Source organism: Olleya sp. Hel_I_94, from assembly GCF_007827365.1.
GTDB lineage: Bacteria > Bacteroidota > Bacteroidia > Flavobacteriales > Flavobacteriaceae > Olleya.
The window spans coordinates 690,169-707,196 of record NZ_VISI01000002.1 but is presented as its reverse complement, the minus strand read 5'-3'; the positions used below and the strand labels follow the sequence as shown (position 1 = coordinate 707,196).

The 17,028-nt window shown below is 31.3% G+C and carries 17 protein-coding genes; 10 read left to right on the top strand and 7 right to left on the bottom strand.

The annotated features are described in order from the left end of the window. The first annotated feature begins 3 nt into the window (after window positions 1–3). From JM82_RS06195 to JM82_RS06185, 3 genes are all read left to right on the top strand, one after another. Window positions 4–960, top strand: coding sequence for a CPBP family intramembrane glutamic endopeptidase (locus JM82_RS06195; protein WP_145001850.1), 957 nt, complete (start codon window positions 4–6; stop codon window positions 958–960). A gap of 2 nt (window positions 961–962) precedes the next feature. After that, window positions 963–2,021 carry an AMP-binding protein gene (locus JM82_RS06190; protein ID WP_145001849.1) on the top strand — a complete coding sequence of 353 codons (1,059 nt, stop codon included), beginning with the start codon at window positions 963–965 and terminating at the stop codon, window positions 2,019–2,021. 94 nt (window positions 2,022–2,115) lie between these two features. Then, window positions 2,116–4,257 carry a VWA domain-containing protein gene (locus tag JM82_RS06185; RefSeq protein WP_145001848.1) on the top strand — a complete coding sequence of 714 codons (2,142 nt, stop codon included), beginning with the start codon at window positions 2,116–2,118 and terminating at the stop codon, window positions 4,255–4,257. A gap of 85 nt (window positions 4,258–4,342) precedes the next feature. Here the strand turns inward: JM82_RS06185 and JM82_RS06180 are convergent, their stop codons facing one another. From JM82_RS06180 to JM82_RS06165, 4 genes are read right to left on the bottom strand one after another with little or no spacing between them, the layout of a single operon-like run. Further along, window positions 4,343–5,227, bottom strand: a complete 885-nt coding sequence (locus JM82_RS06180; protein WP_145001847.1) for a hypothetical protein — start codon at window positions 5,225–5,227, stop codon at window positions 4,343–4,345. Then, complete coding sequence (locus JM82_RS06175) at window positions 5,220–6,071, bottom strand: hypothetical protein (protein ID WP_145001846.1); 852 nt, start codon at window positions 6,069–6,071, stop codon at window positions 5,220–5,222. Before JM82_RS06175 ends, JM82_RS06180 begins: the two co-directional genes overlap by 8 nt. A gap of 30 nt (window positions 6,072–6,101) precedes the next feature. Then, entirely contained in the window at window positions 6,102–8,087 is a 1,986-nt protein-coding gene (locus JM82_RS06170; protein ID WP_145001845.1) for a DUF3352 domain-containing protein, read from the bottom strand. Window positions 8,088–8,091: 4 nt separating this feature from the next. Continuing rightward, on the bottom strand, window positions 8,092–9,720 hold the full coding sequence (locus tag JM82_RS06165; protein WP_145001844.1) for an acyl-CoA carboxylase subunit beta: 1,629 nt from the start codon (window positions 9,718–9,720) through the stop codon (window positions 8,092–8,094). A gap of 202 nt (window positions 9,721–9,922) precedes the next feature. On the opposite strand from JM82_RS06165, the gene JM82_RS06160 reads away from it, so the two are divergent. The 5 genes from JM82_RS06160 to ettA all read left to right on the top strand — a co-directional run bounded on the left by JM82_RS06160 (window position 9,923) and on the right by ettA (window position 13,668). Then, window positions 9,923–10,453, top strand: coding sequence for an NADPH-dependent FMN reductase (locus JM82_RS06160; protein ID WP_145001843.1), 531 nt, complete (start codon window positions 9,923–9,925; stop codon window positions 10,451–10,453). 24 nt (window positions 10,454–10,477) lie between these two features. Further along, entirely contained in the window at window positions 10,478–10,918 is a 441-nt protein-coding gene (locus tag JM82_RS06155; protein WP_145001842.1) for a MarR family winged helix-turn-helix transcriptional regulator, read from the top strand. A gap of 13 nt (window positions 10,919–10,931) precedes the next feature. Further along, window positions 10,932–11,648, top strand: coding sequence for a pirin family protein (locus tag JM82_RS06150; protein WP_186439187.1), 717 nt, complete (start codon window positions 10,932–10,934; stop codon window positions 11,646–11,648). 96 nt (window positions 11,649–11,744) lie between these two features. Further along, window positions 11,745–11,927 carry a CAL67264 family membrane protein gene (locus tag JM82_RS06145; RefSeq protein WP_028281998.1) on the top strand — a complete coding sequence of 61 codons (183 nt, stop codon included), beginning with the start codon at window positions 11,745–11,747 and terminating at the stop codon, window positions 11,925–11,927. Between the two features lie 49 nt (window positions 11,928–11,976). Further along, the gene (gene ettA, locus JM82_RS06140) at window positions 11,977–13,668 is read left to right on the top strand and encodes an energy-dependent translational throttle protein EttA (protein WP_145001840.1); all 1,692 of its coding nucleotides are present in this window, start codon (window positions 11,977–11,979) and stop codon (window positions 13,666–13,668) included. Between the two features lie 64 nt (window positions 13,669–13,732). Here the strand turns inward: ettA and JM82_RS06135 are convergent, their stop codons facing one another. The 3 genes from JM82_RS06135 to JM82_RS06125 all read right to left on the bottom strand — a co-directional run bounded on the left by JM82_RS06135 (window position 13,733) and on the right by JM82_RS06125 (window position 15,154). Continuing rightward, on the bottom strand, window positions 13,733–13,936 hold the full coding sequence (locus JM82_RS06135) for a hypothetical protein (RefSeq protein WP_145001839.1): 204 nt from the start codon (window positions 13,934–13,936) through the stop codon (window positions 13,733–13,735). A 41-nt stretch (window positions 13,937–13,977) separates the two neighbouring features. Further along, entirely contained in the window at window positions 13,978–14,166 is a 189-nt protein-coding gene (locus tag JM82_RS06130) for a hypothetical protein (RefSeq protein WP_145001838.1), read from the bottom strand. 205 nt (window positions 14,167–14,371) lie between these two features. After that, window positions 14,372–15,154, bottom strand: a complete 783-nt coding sequence (locus tag JM82_RS06125) for an MBL fold metallo-hydrolase (RefSeq protein WP_145001837.1) — start codon at window positions 15,152–15,154, stop codon at window positions 14,372–14,374. 168 nt (window positions 15,155–15,322) lie between these two features. On the opposite strand from JM82_RS06125, the gene JM82_RS06120 reads away from it, so the two are divergent. Both JM82_RS06120 and JM82_RS16350 read left to right on the top strand, forming a co-directional pair. Beyond that, window positions 15,323–16,663 carry a microtubule-binding protein gene (locus JM82_RS06120; protein ID WP_145001836.1) on the top strand — a complete coding sequence of 447 codons (1,341 nt, stop codon included), beginning with the start codon at window positions 15,323–15,325 and terminating at the stop codon, window positions 16,661–16,663. A gap of 181 nt (window positions 16,664–16,844) precedes the next feature. Beyond that, the gene (locus JM82_RS16350) at window positions 16,845–17,015 is read left to right on the top strand and encodes a hypothetical protein (RefSeq protein ID WP_186439186.1); all 171 of its coding nucleotides are present in this window, start codon (window positions 16,845–16,847) and stop codon (window positions 17,013–17,015) included. Window positions 17,016–17,028: the final 13 nt, after the last annotated feature.

The following is a 17,028-nucleotide window of genomic DNA, read 5'->3' as shown; positions in this document are numbered from 1 at the left end:
ACTATGGATTTTATAAAACAAGCCTTTAATGTAAAGCACGAGTTTTGGCGTTATTTAGTAGGGTCTTTAATTATTGCAATTTTTGCAGTTATTGGACAATTTCCATTTGCTATCGCTGCAATGATTAAATATGTTAGTAATGGAGGCTCTATTGATGCTATGGATGAGCAAGCATTAATGAGTGTTTTAGAGCCTAATTTAAATTTATTTTTATTGTTATTATCCTTTGCTTTTGGATTTTTAGGACTAATTATTGTTGTAAAATATTTACATAATCAAACAATGAAATCCGTTACGACTGCCAGAAAAAAAATAGATTGGAAACGTGTACTATTTGCTTTTTTGTTTTGGGGTGTGATTACTTCTACGATGATTTTAATAGATTATTTTGCTAGTCCAGAGAGTTATGTATGGAATTTTGAGTTAAATCGTTTTTTAATTTTACTAGTAGTGGCTGTGCTTTTAATACCAATTCAGACCAGTTTAGAAGAGTATATTTTTAGAGGATATTTAATGCAAGGTTTTGGAATGTTGGCAAAAAACAGATGGTTTCCGTTAATAATGACTTCTGTTATTTTTGGAGGAATGCACGTTTTTAATCCAGAAGTAGGTAAGCTAGGTTATGGTGTAATGGTATATTATATAGGTACAGGATTATTTTTAGGTATTTTAACTTTAATGGACGATGGTATGGAGCTTGCATTAGGGTTTCATGCTGCTAATAATTTATTTGGTGCTTTATTAGTATCTGCAGATTGGACCGTATTACAAACACATTCTGTTTTAAAAGATGTGTCAGAACCTGGACAAGGCTATGGTGATATTTTTATTCCTGTGTTTGTTGTATTCCCTATTTTACTTGTAATTTTTGCAAAGGTGTATAAATGGACTAATTGGAAAGAAAAATTATTTGGAACGATAGAAGCACCAATCACTGAAGATTATAAAGTTTTAGATTAAAAATGACACCAAATTTTAATAAAGTACACAGTAAATTTAAATTAAATGGTAATCATTATTCTTTTGAAGAACTAAAAGAGGTTGCCTATAGTTTTATTAAAGAAGGCTTGCCATTTGAGCAAGAGATTGGTGACTTTTTATCCCATTGGTTAGATAATAACAATTTTATTTTAGTAAAAACATCAGGCTCTACAGGTCAGCCAAAAACCATAAAACTACAAAAGCAAGCGATGGTTAATTCTGCTATTACAACAGGTGATTTTTTTAAGTTGCAACCTGGTAACTCTGCTTTGTTGTGTCTACCAGCAACTTATATTGCAGGTAAAATGATGTTGGTTCGTGCTATGGTTTTAGGTTTAGAAATAGATAGCGTGCAACCCACTACAAACCCTATTTTTGATCCTGAAAAGCATTATGATTTTGTGGCTATGATTCCTGCGCAAGCAGAAAAAACGGTACACAGACTCAGCAATATTAAAACTCTAATTATTGGTGGAGCTCCATTATCTAATCCCTTAAGATTAAAATTAGAAAACTTAAAAACAGGTGTTTTTGAGACGTATGGTATGACTGAAACTATTACGCATATTGCACTTAAGCAATTAAAAAGTAATGGACCACAATACTTTAATATTTTACCAAATATTACAATTTCACAAAATGACAAAGCGTGTTTAGTCATAGACGCACCACTTTTAACCAAGGACCAAATTGTAACTAATGATGTGGTTAAATTACACTCTAAAACCACTTTTGAGTGGTTAGGACGTGCAGATCATGTTATTAATTCTGGAGGTGTTAAATTGTTTCCGGAACAGATTGAAGCAAAATTGCAATCAAAAATAAAGTCTCGTTTTTTTATAACTTCAGAAGATGATAAAACTTTTGGTAGTGTTGCAATATTAGTAATTGAAGCAGAAAATACGTCTTTAGATGCTCATGTGTTTTCTGACTTAAAAGCAATTGAAATGCCTAAAAAAACGTATGCTATTCCTGCTTTCGCTGAAACAAGTTCTGGTAAAGTTAACAGAAATGAAACACTTAAATTACTTAAAAAGTAGCGTTGCCTAATTCAAAATAGCGCTTCCCTCAATACTGGTTTTATAATCCTTAGTTTGGTTATAGGTTTGTTTTAAACTTTAAAACTACCTTATCATGAAAACAGGATTAAATTTAATAATTGCACTATTTATGGTAGTACAATTACATGCACAACAAAAAACGGTATCTGGTGTTATTACAGATCAAAATGGTTTGCCATTACCATCTGCTACAGTGTTACAAATGGGAACAGCAAATGGGACAACATCCGATTTTGATGGTAATTATAGTATTTCTGTTAAAGTTAATGATGTTTTAGTATTTAGCTATTTAGGTTACAAGACAGAACAAGTCGTGGTAACTGATGCCAATACGATCAATGTTATTTTGCAAGAAAACAGTAGTTTAGATGAAGTCGTAATTACTGTTTTAGGAATTTCACGCTCAACAGACGAAGTGAAAAAATCTGTGACGACCATTAAATCAGAGGAAATTATACAAGCTTCCAATCCAAATGTAGTCAATAGTTTAGCAGGTAAAGTATCTGGTTTAAAAATCAAAACTAAAAATCATGGTGTTAATCAAACCACAAGAATTGTACTTAGAGGTAATAGATCTTTAACAGGTACAAATGAGGCACTTATTGTTATTGATGGTAAAATATCTTCGGCTGAAAAATTAGTTAATTTAGCACCAAAAAAAATAATATCTACTCATGTTGTTAAAGGCGCAGAAGGATCAGCTTTATATGGGTCACAAGGTGCCAATGGTGTAATTATAGTCACGACAGTAGATGGTAGTAAAGAAAATGCCAAGATTTCAAAATTTGTACAGACAAATAAAGAATTGCAACATAAATTTTTAAACGAAAGCTATACTAAAATACATGAAAATAAATTTAAAATAGCAGCTACAACACCTTTGTCAACCTTTTCTATAGATGTAGATAAGGCTGGTTATAGCAATGTAAGACGTATGATTAACAATGGACAATTAATTCCTGCAAATGCGGTTAAAATTGAAGAAATGGTTAATTATTTTGACTACAATTACCCACAACCAACGGATGAACATCCATTTTCTATCAATACAGAAGTTGTAAAAACCCCTTGGCATAAGGATACAAAGTTGGTTAAAATTGGTTTACAAGGTAAAATTTATGATAATGAAAACTTACCAGCTGCCAATCTTACTTTTTTAATAGATGTTTCAGGATCAATGGGTAATCAAAACAAGTTACCACTTTTAAAAGAGGCTTTTAAATTATTAGTTAATCAATTAAGACCACAGGACAATGTCGCTATTGTAGTGTATGCAGGAGCAGCTGGAGTTGTTTTAAAGCCAACATCAGGGAAACATAAAACAAAAATTATTGAAGCTTTAGATCAGTTAAATTCTGGTGGATCTACAGCAGGTGGTCAAGGTATTGAGTTGGCTTATAAATTGGCACAAGAAAATTTTAATAAAAAAGGAAATAACCGAGTAATTTTAGCTACTGATGGAGATTTTAATGTTGGTGCATCTAGTAATGATGCTATGGAAAAATTGATTGTTAAAAAAAGAGAATCAGGTGTCTTTTTATCAGTTTTAGGTTTTGGTTATGGAAATTACAAGGATGATAAGTTAGAGATTTTAGCAGATAAAGGTAACGGAAATCATGCGTATATCGATACCATGCAAGAAGCAAGACGTATTTTTGAAACCGAATTTGGTGGGACTTTGTTTACCATTGCTAAGGATGTAAAAATACAAGTAGAATTTAATCCTAATCATGTACAAGCTTATCGTTTAATTGGTTATGAAAACAGGTTGTTAGCAGATGAAGATTTTGTTAACGATACCATTGATGCTGGAGAACTTGGTGCAGGACACACAGTTACTGCTTTATATGAAGTACTTCCGGTTGGCATTGAAAGTGAGTACGCAAAAGACATTATAGATTTAAAATACACACAAAATGAAACTGTTACAAACCAATATAATGATGAGTTGTTTACCGTTAAATTTAGATATAAGAAACCTGATGAAGATAAAAGTATTGAAATGATACACGTACAAAAAAATGAAACAACAGAAGCTACTGAAGATATGAATTTTGCTAGTGCTGTTGCGTTATTTGGAATGCAGTTAAGAGAGTCTCAGTTTTATAATAATACCAATGTACAAGATGTTATAGCTTTAGCTAACAAAGGTAGAGGTGAAGATAGGTCTGGTTACAGAGCAGAATTTGTTAGATTAATAAGCACTTTTAAGTAATCTTATTTTTGGTTATTTCTGGATTATTTAAAATAAAAAGGAACACTATTTAGTGTTCCTTTTTTTATGATTACAGTTTTAAAACTTATTCAAACTCATGATAAAAGGTCAGTAATATTTGCTTGTTTTTTAATAACTCTTTTGCTTTTTTATGATTGTCTTCAAATGTTTCTAAGTTGGTACCTTTACATATTCCGTAGGAATAATGGTATTTAATAATTTCAGTATCAAAATCTGATAATTGATAATCATTATCATGACTACCAGAAAAAAAGTGATTGTTGTCTATACTTTGGTTAAACTGAAAATGCCCTAATGATTTTATAAAATATTTTTTTAATTCACTTAAGCGTAATTTAGGTGTAAAAAAGTCTTCCTTTATAAGTCTAATAGATAATCTATAAATTTGATTTTTATTGTTCCAATGCATGTAGAAGTCGGATTTGCTATAATTGCTCATTCTTGATTCGTACTCAAAACCATCATTGTAATAAACAATATAATTAGAGTCTTCGACATGTTTGACTTCTTTTATGGATAAAGAATCAACGTGTTGTAAAGTCTTTTCGGCGAAAGCCATAAATTTTTTTTTAACTTTTTTATCTACAGAATTGGAAAAGAAAATAGCAATGTCGTCTTTCCAATATTTCATGGTGGTTTTTTTGCTAACAGAATCCTTGTAATGATTAAATGCTATGGTTTTATACACGTCTAAAAATGTAGAGTCTTTATATTGGTAAGGTACACTAGCACCAGGTTTACGGACATAATCCTTTACAATAACCATGGTGTCATTATTAACATAAACAAAGTTTAAAGTGTCTTTTGCAGTTAATGGCGTTTTATATTTAGCCTTAAACTGTTTTATAGACATCCTGTATTGGACGTTTTTAGTTTGGTGTGGTGTTTGTGCCTGTACAAATTGCACTAAAGTTAGTGATATAATGGCTATAAGTAGTGATTTAGTCATTGGCTAATTGTTTGTAATAGTTTTCTAATGCTGTAAAAACAGTATAGTCTACTTTAAATTTATATAAGTTTTTGTAATGGTATTTAAGTAGCACAATATCAATTGCACCAAGAGTTGAAAAATTGGAGTTGGAAGATGATAATATAGAGGTGTTGTCATAAACACGATAGTCTTTAGACTGTATTAATGAGATAAAAAACACTTTTTTAAGGTTATCCAATAATTGTGGATCGTTAATATAGGATGGACTAATTTGTAATACACCAGAGTACATTTTATAATTATAATCACCATTCCAATCGTGTATTATTTTAGAAAAAGGATAGGTGTCAATAAGGTCTTTTGGCACTTCTGCTTTTTGCTTGTCGGTTAAAGCTGATACCTCTTGATTTGCTATTTTGATGTAATAATTAGCTTTGTTTATATCTTTGCTAATAGTTATGTTTAAATTATCTATTTCGGGAATTGATAAAATAAACTGACTTATATTTTTTGTGATTTCCTGCGGAATGTTGTGATCAAAGTAAACAACAATAGGTTCTTTCCATTGGTAAATTATTGCACTACTATCTTGCTTAAAAATTAAGCTTTTATATTGTCTTAAAAAGTAATTATTTTTAAATAAATCAAAATCCTTAACAAAACTTAAAGCGGTCGTATCCTTACTTTTTATGGTTTTGTCTCTAGTAACGTTAGCGTGTAATGGATATTTGATATGAAGTGTATCTACATTTTTTTTAATGGTATAATCCGTTTTTAAAAGTGGTTTAAAATCTGTAGATTGAGAAAAACTTGTAGCAAAAGCAAGTAGCGTAACTAGAAAAACTATTTTTTTATAAATCAAAGTGGCTGGTTTTGTTTTTAAAGTTAGTATTTAAAAACGTGTTTTAAAAATTAAATTTTCATTAATATCATACGCTTTCCAAGTGCCAACTTGTTTGTCTTTTCTATATTTACCCGAAATTTTTAAATTTCCATTTTGATAATACGCTTTGTAGCTACCATGTTTTAATCCATCTTTTAATTCAACAGAAAAACGTGGGTTTCCGTTAGAGTATTTTTTTGTAAAAATTTGAGCAGTTAAATCAGAAGGATATAATTCTGGGATGCTAAAAACGGTAGCTTTATTAATGTTCTCTTGTGTAAGATTAATAGAATTAGTAATAATTGTTTTTGGTTTATCATCCTCAAAAGTATAGCTAGACTTAACTTTTTCAGGCGTTTGATACTCTAGTATTAATTGGCTTTTAAAGTCGTTTTTGCTTGGTGTTAATTGTATGCCTATTTGCGGAAAACAGATAAAGTAATCTTTATTAGTTTTTAGCTGTTTTTTAGTTGCAATATTTACAAAGTCATAAGCTGTATTATATAAATTAGGTGTATTAATGTAAGCAAACACACTAGACTTATTATTAAACCTGTTATCAAAGTCATTAAAGGCTTTAAAATAGTTTAAGGTCTCTTTGTTTGTGTAAGCATTAATTATACTTTTTAAGGTATTGGGCTCATTACTAAATATTACATAATCGTCAATAATTGTAAAATAAGGTTTTTCAATATTTGAAAATAAATCGCCTAAAATAATTTTGAAAAAACCTTTGATAGACATAAAGTTTATGGCGTATCCTTTGTAATTAACTTCTTTAAATTTTACTGGTGTACGTTTTCTAATTTGTTCTAATATAAAATCTAAGTTGTCTTTAGCATCGTCAATTGCTTTTGTTTTTAATATTAAAGCGACATCTTTTTTTGAGTCAGATACATTAGAGTGAAGTTGAATTAAAGCAATCTCGTCATCAATCCAACTCATAAAATGGGTTTTGAGATTTATTTTTAAAAAGCTTTCTATTTGAGAAGTACCTTCAGCATAACTTTTAAACTGTTCAGGATTTTCTTTTTGAATAGTTTCGAAATTAGAATAAAAATCTTCAAAACTTTTAAAACCGAAGCTTAAGTAAATTGCAGTATTATTAGGAACTACGTTTTTAATGGTACGTTTACCTTGTCCTGATTTTTGAAGCGCTTTTAAATACGTTGAAGCTTGATCATTAGTATTTGTAATACCATTAGCTACAATAGCGTTTTTTTCTAAATCAAAACTAAAACCACTAAATTCTAAACTTTGACTAAGTGTTTTAGTTAAATCTCCAGGTGTATCAGAAAAGACATTAACAAATTCATCTAAATAATCATATTGAAAGTACAAACGAAACATATCGTTATAACCAACATGTTTTTTGACTTCAATAAAATTAAGATTTCTACCAATCTCAGGATTACTATATTGATCAATTGAGGCTTCAACTAAAGTATGCGTATAGGACGCAATCATTTGGTTTTTAATAAAGCTTATATAAAGGGTTTCGTGTTTTTTAACGTCGTAAATCTCCGTGATTTCATTTTCCTTATAATAGCGTTTACTAACTTTATAATTGCTATTTATAACAGTATTTAAGTTGTTTTTAATAACATTTAGCTTTGCTATTTTTTGTAAATCGACTACATATAAAAAGCCATATTGCTTTGGAGCATAAACGTGTGCTGAAATTAATATTTCTCTGTTTCCAATACGATTAAAAATCCCTTGCTTTTGCTTAAATATAGTATCTAACTTATTTAAGTTTGTGGCAAGGGTATTAAAATATGTGTTTGTGTTTAAATGTTTCCAAATATCATTTTTACTTATAGCATCCCAATTGTTTATTGGTTTTTGACTTTCTATAATGTAAACTGCATCCTTAGGTACTAAATAAATAGACTGTATGTTGTCATTATTATCAAAATAAAATACATAGACTTGGTAAAGTCCAAAGCTGATTATAAAAGTGATAATTAGTAAAAATAAACTACGTTTTTTCATTTACCTATACTTGTAAAACACCCATGTTAAAAGGTTTTTCGATAGGAGCGTGGTTTGCAGCATCAATTCCCATGCTAATCCAAGTTCTTGTATCTAATGGATCAATTACGCCATCTGTCCAAATACGTGCTGCAGCATAGTAAGGTGATACTTGGTTATCGTATCTAGCTTTAATTTTATTAAATAACTCGTCTTCTTTTTCTTTAGTAATCGTTTCACCTTTCTTTTTAAGCGATGCAGTTTCTATTTGTAATAAAACTTTTGCAGCACTATTACCACTCATAACTGCCAGTTCTGCACTTGGCCAAGCAGCAATTAATCTAGGGTCATAAGCTTTTCCGCACATAGCGTAATTACCTGCTCCATAACTATTACCTAAAATTATAGTAAATTTTGGTACAACACTATTACTAACAGCGTTAACCATTTTGGCACCATCTTTTATAATACCAGAGTGCTCACTTTTACTTCCAACCATAAAACCAGTGACATCTTGTAAAAAGACTAATGGGATTTTTTTCTGGTTGCAATTAGCAATAAAACGTGTCGCTTTATCTGCACTATCATTATATATTACACCACCAAATTGCATTTCTCCTTTGGCGTTTTTAACTAAAGTACGTTGGTTAGCCACAATACCTACAGCCCAACCGTCAATTCTTGCGTAAGCAGTAATAATAGTTTTTCCGTAGTCCTGTTTATATTCATCAAATTCTGAGTTATCAACTAATCGTTTGATAATCTCTTTCATATCATATTGATCTGCTCTAGATTTTGGTAAAATTCCGTAAATGTCTTGTGGATTTTCTTTTGGTTTTTGTGGCTCATTTCGGTTAAAACCAGCTTTGTCATAATCTCCAATTTTGTCTACAATACGTTTGATTTTCTCTAAAGCATCTTTATCGTCTTTAGCTTTATAATCTGTAACACCACTAATTTCGCAATGCGTGTCTGCACCACCAAGTGTTTCGTTATCTATTGTTTCACCAATTGCAGCTTTAACTAGATAGCTTCCTGCTAAAAAAATACTTCCCGTTTTATCAACAATTATAGCTTCGTCACTCATTATTGGTAAATAGGCACCACCAGCCACACAGCTTCCCATGATTGCAGCAATTTGGGTAATTCCCATACTACTCATTATGGCATTATTTCTAAAAATTCGTCCAAAATGTTCTTTATCTGGAAAAATTTCGTCCTGCATTGGTAAGTATACACCAGCAGAATCTACCAAGTATATAATTGGTAATTTGTTTTCAATTGCTAATTCTTGAGCACGTAAATTCTTTTTTCCTGTAATAGGGAACCATGCTCCAGCTTTTACTGTAGCATCATTGGCAACAACAATACATTGTTTACCTTTAATGTAACCCATTTTAACTACAACACCTCCAGAAGGACAACCACCATGTTCTGCGTACATATCTTCTCCTGCAAAAGCACCAATTTCGATACTTTTTTTGTTGCTATCTAAAAGGTAATTAACACGTTCTCTTGCGGTCATTTTACCTTGTGCATGAAGTTTTTCTATACGTTTTTCTCCACCACCTAACTTGACTTTGGTTAGTTTGGTTTTAAGTTCAGAAAGTAATAATTTGTTATGATCTTCGTTTTTATTGAAGTTAATATCCATTGTAGTTATTTTGTTTGTTGTAAAAATACAAAAGAAAATAGTCTAATAAAACTACAATTTTTTAATTGTACGCTATATTCAATAATTCTGCTTTTAATTACCTAACACTATTTAAGTTAATTTGTTTCGTTTTAAATATTAAACAAGGAATTAGTTTCCATGTAACATATGTTTTGTATATTTGTATAAAATAAATTTACAGATGAAAAATATAATAGCATTTGGAGCAAGTAATAGTAAGACTTCAATCAACAAACAATTAGCAACATACGCATCTTCTTTATTAAAAAACACAGAAGTTGAAGTTTTGGATTTAAACGATTTTGATGTACCAACATATAGCGTGGATTTAGAGGGTAAATCTGGAATTCCAGACAATGCGCAACAATTGTTAAATAAAATAATTGCTTCGGATGGTTTAATCATTTCGTTAGCAGAGCATAATGGTGCTTATACTGCAATATTTAAAAGTTTGTTTGATTGGATGTCTAGGATTGATGTTAAATTATTTAAGCAAAAACCAATGTTATTAATGAGCACGTCTCCAGGAGCAAGAGGAGGACAATCAGTCTTTGAAATTGCAGAAAACAGATTCCCAATTCATGATGCAAACATTGTTGCTAAATTTAGCTTACCATCATTTAATGATAATTTTAAAGAAGACAAAATTGTTGATGCAGACCTGAAAACATCACTACTAGAAGCTGTTAATACTTTAGCAGAACGTCTTTAATACATAAATAATAAATTAAAAGTCATGGGTGATTTTGCCAAAGACATTAATTCTAAATTTGAAAATAACAGGATAAAAGCCATGCTAAATATTCTGTATACAGCAAATTATATTACTAGTTATCAAAACGACTTTTTTAAAACCTACGGTTTGTCTCCGCAACAATATAATATTTTAAGGATTTTAAGAGGAGCAAAGGAGCCAATAAAAGTGCAAACTATAAAGGAGCGCATGGTAGAACGAGCACCAAATTTAACGCGTTTGACGGATAAACTTTGTGATAAAAAATTAATTAGTCGTATTGCTTTTCCAGAGGATAGACGTGTAGTTTTAATTGAAATTACTAAAAGTGGATTGGATTTATTGGATAAAATTAAGCCCAACAATCCATCACATAATTTAATCGATAAGTTAACGGAAGACGAAGCTGGTTTACTAAGCGATTTACTAGATAAAATGAGATAATAAGTTTTTAATTATGAAAACAATACTACATAAAGCATCAGATCGTGGTTTTGCAAATCATGGTTGGTTGCAAGCTAATCACAGTTTTAGTTTTGCACAGTTTTATAATCCCGAAAAAAATCAATTTGGAGCCTTACGTGTATTAAATGATGATGTTATCGCACCAAGTATGGGCTTTAGTACGCATCCACATGATAATATGGAAATTATCACGATACCTTTAAAAGGGACGCTTAAACATAAGGATTCTATGGGAAATAAATGGGAAACCATTCAATCTGGAGAAGTGCAAATTATGAGTGCTGGTAGTGGATTAATGCATTCAGAAATGAATGCTAAAACAGACGAGTATTTAAGCTTGTTTCAAATTTGGATTATACCAAACAAAACAAATGTTACTCCTCGTTATGATCAACGTTTTTTTAATGCGGAAGATAGACAAGGTAAGTTACAGACCATAGTGTCATCTATTGATAATCAAGACGAAGGTTTGAAAATACACCAAGATGCTAAGTTGTCCAGAATAGATTTAGCCCAAGGTCAAGATTACACTTATAAAGCCATAAGTAAATCACACGGAACATACATAATGACAATCTCTGGAGATGTTGTTATTAACGATAATGATTTATCTAGCAGAGATGCTTTAGGTGTATCAGAGACAGATAGTTTTACAATTAATACTAAAAGCAGTGCACAATTACTTTTTATTGAAGTCCCTATGGCTTAATTTTGTGTAAATATTATCAAAAAAGCATCCTAAATAGGATGCTTTTTTTGTTAAAATAAACGATATTTGTAATTCACATTTTACTAAAAACAGATTATGGCAATGAATAAAAATACTGTGTTAGCTTGGGCTACCACAATAATGATAATAGTAGGATTAGCATTAATAGCATTAGGTGCTTTTAGATATGACGATGTTGCTGGATGGGGTTTTGCAGCTGTAGGTGTCGGTTTTTTCGCTGTAGCTTGGGTATTTAATGCACTTAAAGGTCGCGTTTAAAGCTTTTTGACTTAAATAAATAGCAATTAAAAAATAAATTAAAAATTATATGTCTGACGATAAAAAAGTAATTTTCTCAATGTCTGGTTTGACCAAGACATTTCAAAGTGCTCAAACACCAGTACTTAAAAATATATACTTAAGCTTCTTTTATGGCGCTAAAATTGGAATTTTAGGTCTAAACGGTTCTGGTAAATCTACATTACTTAAAATTATAGCAGGAGTAGATAAAAATTATCAAGGAGATGTTGTCTTTTCACCTGGTTATTCAGTAGGATATTTAGAGCAAGAACCTCAATTAGATGACGACAAAACAGTTATGGAAGTGGTGCGTGAAGGTGCTGCAGAAACTGTTGCTATTCTTGATGAGTACAATAAAATTAACGATCAGTTTGGTTTAGAAGAAGTCTACAGTGATGCAGACAAAATGGAAAAACTTATGAATCGTCAAGCAGAGCTTCAAGATCAAATTGACGCATCTAATGCTTGGGAATTAGACACAAAGTTAGAAATTGCTATGGATGCGTTACGTACGCCAGATGGTGATAAAAAAATAGGTGTATTGTCTGGAGGAGAAAGACGTCGTGTGGCTTTATGTCGTTTATTACTACAAGAGCCAGACGTTTTATTATTGGATGAGCCTACTAACCACTTGGATGCAGAATCAGTACATTGGTTAGAGCACCATTTAGCACAATATAAAGGAACTGTAATTGCTGTAACGCACGATAGATACTTTTTAGATAACGTAGCAGGATGGATTTTAGAATTGGATAGAGGTGAAGGTATCCCATGGAAAGGAAACTACTCGTCTTGGTTAGATCAAAAATCTAAACGTATGGCTCAAGAAAGCAAAACAGCATCTAAGCGACAAAAAACTTTAGAGCGTGAGCTAGAATGGGTTAAACAAGGTGCTAAAGGTCGTCAAACAAAACAAAAAGCACGTTTAAAAAATTATGACAAGTTAATGAGTCAAGATCAAAAACAACTTGACGAAAAACTTGAAATTTATATACCTAATGGGCCACGTCTAGGAACTAATGTGATTGATGCGATTGGTGTAAGCAAAGCGTATGATGATAAATTATTATACGAAGATTTAAATTTTAATTTACCTCAAGCAGGAATTGTTGGTGTTATTGGTCCAAACGGAGCAGGTAAAACCACAATTTTTAGAATGATAATGGGTGAAGAAGCGCCTGATAAAGGTGAGTTTAAAGTAGGAGAAACTGCTCAAATTGCTTACGTAGATCAAAAACACTCTAATATTGATCCAGAAAAAACCATTTGGCAAAACTTTAGTGATGAGCAAGAGTTGATCATGATGGGTGGAAAAGAAGTAAATTCTAGAGCTTATTTAAGTCGCTTCAACTTCTCAGGAGGTGAGCAGAACAAAAAAGTAAAACTATTGTCTGGTGGAGAGCGTAACCGTTTACACTTAGCAATGACACTTAAAGAGGAAGGTAACGTTTTACTTTTAGATGAGCCTACCAATGATTTAGATGTTAATACATTACGTGCATTAGAAGAAGGACTAGAAAACTTTGCTGGTTGTGCAGTAGTAATCTCTCACGACAGATGGTTTTTAGACCGTATTTGTACGCATATTTTAGCGTTTGAAGGCGACTCTCAAGTCTATTTCTTTGAAGGTGGATTTAGTGAGTATGAAGAGAAGAAGAAAAAACGTTTAGGTGGAGATTTAATGCCTAAACGTATCAAGTATAAAAAATTGGTAAGATAAGTTTACTAATTTTTAAGCATAAAAAAAGCAGACTAATTAGTCTGCTTTTTTTTATCTCTTCTTTTTATTGATATAAATGACCATCAGTAAAATCTGTATAGTTATTGCTATCTTTTTGTGATTTTAATAACGTTTCTATTTTTTTATTCTCCAGATCAAGCGCAATTTCTTTTCTATCTATTTTCATTTGTTTTTTCATTAATAAAACAATAATCAAAACAAATGCAAAACAAAGCATCCAAAAAGCAAGTATCATCCACAAATCCATGTTTATATTTTTTTTAATTTAGCATTAAGTGGGTATTCACTTTAATAAATATGATTATTATTAGTTTTGTAATTGAATAAATCTATGCTCTCAATTTCATTGTTTTTAATATCAAATTGGTGTAATGCTTTTTTCCATTTTCTTCTTAAAATATAAGATCTGTAAATAGGTAATAAAAACACTAATGTAAAAAACAGTATACCATATATTATTTGAAAAGCTTGGATCATGGTTGTTTAGTTTTAAGTCTTTTAATCTCTTTCTTAAGTTGGTATACTTTATAAATATTCAGGGCACACAAAACAATCATTATCAATAAGGCTATGGACAATATTGTGGTTAATTTTTGTAGCCAAATAGTATCAATTTCTGATATAATTACATTTAAAGTCATGTTTTATCAATTTGGGGATATAACAATTCCAAATATAATAATTATTTTTCTTCAGGATACCATTCTAATTGGATAACCTCAATATCAGGATTACCTTCATTAACTAACGCTTTAAATTTAGCAACATCACTCAAACCATTTTTCCCTCTGTAGTGAAATGGATATACTTGTTTAGGTTTAAAATCTAAAACAGCACTTGCAGCACTATCTACAGTCATAGTGTAAGGTAGATTCATACATACAAATGCTTTATCAATATTTTGTAAAGCTCTCATTTCAGTAATATCCTCAGTATCTCCAGAGATGTAAACACGTTCTCGACCAAAAGTTAAAATATAACCATTTCCGCGTCCTTTAGGATGTCTAGAGGTCTCGTCTTCCGGTAAATTATACATTGCAATTGCTTCTAACGGGATATCCTTTACCACAGCAGTTTGTCCATTAGCTATAATTCGCATCATAGGCTTAAAATCTGCTTCAAATGTATCAGCTACTGCTTGAGGCACAACTAACAAGGCATTGTTTAGTTGCAACTCTTTTAAAGTGTCAATACTTAAATGATCACCATGTATATCTGTTATTAAAATAATAGTTGGGTCTTTTTGACCTTCAAACGCTTTTTTTCCTCCTGTAGGATCTACATATATGGTCTCGTTACCATAATTTAATACCATTGTTGCGTGACTAATAGGTGTAATTTCTAAAGTTTTACTAACAGTTTCTGTAGTGTCAACCTCAGTTTTTACAATTTCCGTTTTAGGTTCACCTTTACAACTTGTTAATAGTAAGGCTATTGTTAATATAGGTAGTGCTAATTTTTTCATTTTAAAAATTTTATTATAAAGATACTTACTTTTTATTGGTCAAAATTATTTGTAACATTTTTATAACAATTAATACTTATAATATGAGCAACAAATATTTCCACAACTAATATTTTTTAACGAAATTGCTTACACAAAATTTGTCCAACCTTAAAAACAAGAATATATATGTCTGATGATTTTGATTTATTAGAAACAAACGCTAACGAAAAAACAGAGAAAGTAGATGTCAATTGGGGAAAAGCAATTGATACCATGAAATCCAAATTAGCGCAAGAGGACGATCCAGAAAGTCGTCAAAAAATCTTAAACGCAACGTTGGACGACGTTGTTGGTATGGCAGAAAAAGATCGTACCACACTTTTAGATGCTATTAAAGACTTAACAGATTACCAAGACGAGGTTGGTATTTTATTTGAGCGTTTTTCATCATTAAATGATAAAGAACAAAAAGTAATTGACGATGCTCAAAAAGCATTAGAGCGTTCTAAAATCGAGTTAGAAGACGCGCAAAACAAACCTGACACATGGTGGAATAACCTTTGGGGACGTAAAAGCAAAATTAAAGCTGCTGAAAAAGCTTTAGAAGCAGCGGAAAAAGTACGTGCAGGAGCAGACAACAAAGCAAAAGCAATGTTTCAAGAACGTATCGAGAGTGCAGATATACAAACACTATTAAGTGAGTTGTCGTACAAATCTCAAGCAGCAGTAACACGTCTTAAAAATCGTGAGGTAGAAATCAAAGAAGTAGAAGATAAGTTACAAGATGCAATCGTAGAAGCCTCTAAAAACCATACCAAAGCTTTAGAGAAAAAAGCCGAAACTGAAGCTAAATTAGAAACGCAATACGCATTACTTAAACAAGCACGTCAAGCGCTAGAAGAAGTTGCAGATAAACAATCTACAGAATACTCTGAAGCGTTATCAAAAGTAACAAAACTAGAGCAAGAAGTTGAAGAGTTAGAAGGACTTAAAAACGCCTATACAACCCTTGCTGCCTCTAAAGATAGTTTTGTACACAAGCATAATTTAACAATCAAAGTATTGACTTCATTACGTAGTAATTTGCAAACGCATCGTGCTAAATTAAAGTCAGACACAGAAGAGCGTCTTAAATATTACGACGGTTATGTCGTGGCTTTAAAAGCACGTACAGATCAAGAGTTTGCTGCTATTTTAGAGCATTTAGGAGTTAAAACAGATGAGCATATCGGAGAGACCTTAGCATCAATGCATACCGCAAGTGCAAGAGCACGTCAAGAAATGATGGACAACATTCCAGTGCACGAAAAAGTTATGCAAGGCGTTTATCGCAGTTATGCAGAGGCGTTGCATGAGATTAGAGCAAAAGATGTGGATATCCAAAAGAATTTTGCAGACCGTTACGGTATTGACATGAAAGAGATTTTTGAAGAGTATTACAACTCAGATAACACAACACCTTCAGGAGATGATGCACCAGCAGGAGCACCAAAACCAGAAGCATCAAACGACGATTTATTGTCTTAAAATTAGTTTAGCGTTACCTACTTTAGCTTTTAATTAGCTAAAGTAGGTCAGGCTTTACGTTATATCTTTTGCAAAAAAGCAAAAGGATGCCACTTCAATCCTTAACGCGCTTACTCAAACCTTAAAGTGCAAATCAAAAATAAAAGTCAATAGTAAAATGTCAAAACAATTAAGACTAGTAATGGCAATCATAATAATGATAGGTTTTGTTTTAAATGGTATTTACATCCTAAAAATCAGTAATACAATTACAGGTCAAGTAATTGGTTGGTCAAATATTATATTTTTTCCAAGTTTTCTAGTTTGGACTTTCATTAAATATATGACCAATAAAAAAGTTAATCACAACTAAAACAATCAAGTTA

Excerpts from the sequence above, each read along its gene's own strand:
- JM82_RS16350 (WP_186439186.1), top strand. The coding sequence starts at position 16,845 with ATGGCAATCATAATAATGATAGGTTTTGTTTTAAATGGTATTTACATC.
- JM82_RS06160 (WP_145001843.1), top strand. The coding sequence starts at position 9,923 with ATGAAAAATATAATAGCATTTGGAGCAAGTAATAGTAAGACTTCAATC.
- JM82_RS06130 (WP_145001838.1), bottom strand. The coding sequence starts at position 14,166 with ATGATCCAAGCTTTTCAAATAATATATGGTATACTGTTTTTTACATTA.
- JM82_RS06120 (WP_145001836.1), top strand. The coding sequence starts at position 15,323 with ATGTCTGATGATTTTGATTTATTAGAAACAAACGCTAACGAAAAAACA.
- JM82_RS06180 (WP_145001847.1), bottom strand. The coding sequence starts at position 5,227 with ATGACTAAATCACTACTTATAGCCATTATATCACTAACTTTAGTGCAA.
- JM82_RS06145 (WP_028281998.1), top strand. The coding sequence starts at position 11,745 with ATGGCAATGAATAAAAATACTGTGTTAGCTTGGGCTACCACAATAATG.
- ettA (WP_145001840.1), top strand. The coding sequence starts at position 11,977 with ATGTCTGACGATAAAAAAGTAATTTTCTCAATGTCTGGTTTGACCAAG.
- JM82_RS06125 (WP_145001837.1), bottom strand. The coding sequence starts at position 15,154 with ATGAAAAAATTAGCACTACCTATATTAACAATAGCCTTACTATTAACA.
- JM82_RS06185 (WP_145001848.1), top strand. The coding sequence starts at position 2,116 with ATGAAAACAGGATTAAATTTAATAATTGCACTATTTATGGTAGTACAA.
- JM82_RS06155 (WP_145001842.1), top strand. The coding sequence starts at position 10,478 with ATGGGTGATTTTGCCAAAGACATTAATTCTAAATTTGAAAATAACAGG.
- JM82_RS06135 (WP_145001839.1), bottom strand. The coding sequence starts at position 13,936 with ATGGATTTGTGGATGATACTTGCTTTTTGGATGCTTTGTTTTGCATTT.
- JM82_RS06190 (WP_145001849.1), top strand. The coding sequence starts at position 963 with ATGACACCAAATTTTAATAAAGTACACAGTAAATTTAAATTAAATGGT.
- JM82_RS06150 (WP_186439187.1), top strand. The coding sequence starts at position 10,932 with ATGAAAACAATACTACATAAAGCATCAGATCGTGGTTTTGCAAATCAT.
- JM82_RS06170 (WP_145001845.1), bottom strand. The coding sequence starts at position 8,087 with ATGAAAAAACGTAGTTTATTTTTACTAATTATCACTTTTATAATCAGC.
- JM82_RS06165 (WP_145001844.1), bottom strand. The coding sequence starts at position 9,720 with ATGGATATTAACTTCAATAAAAACGAAGATCATAACAAATTATTACTT.
- JM82_RS06195 (WP_145001850.1), top strand. The coding sequence starts at position 4 with ATGGATTTTATAAAACAAGCCTTTAATGTAAAGCACGAGTTTTGGCGT.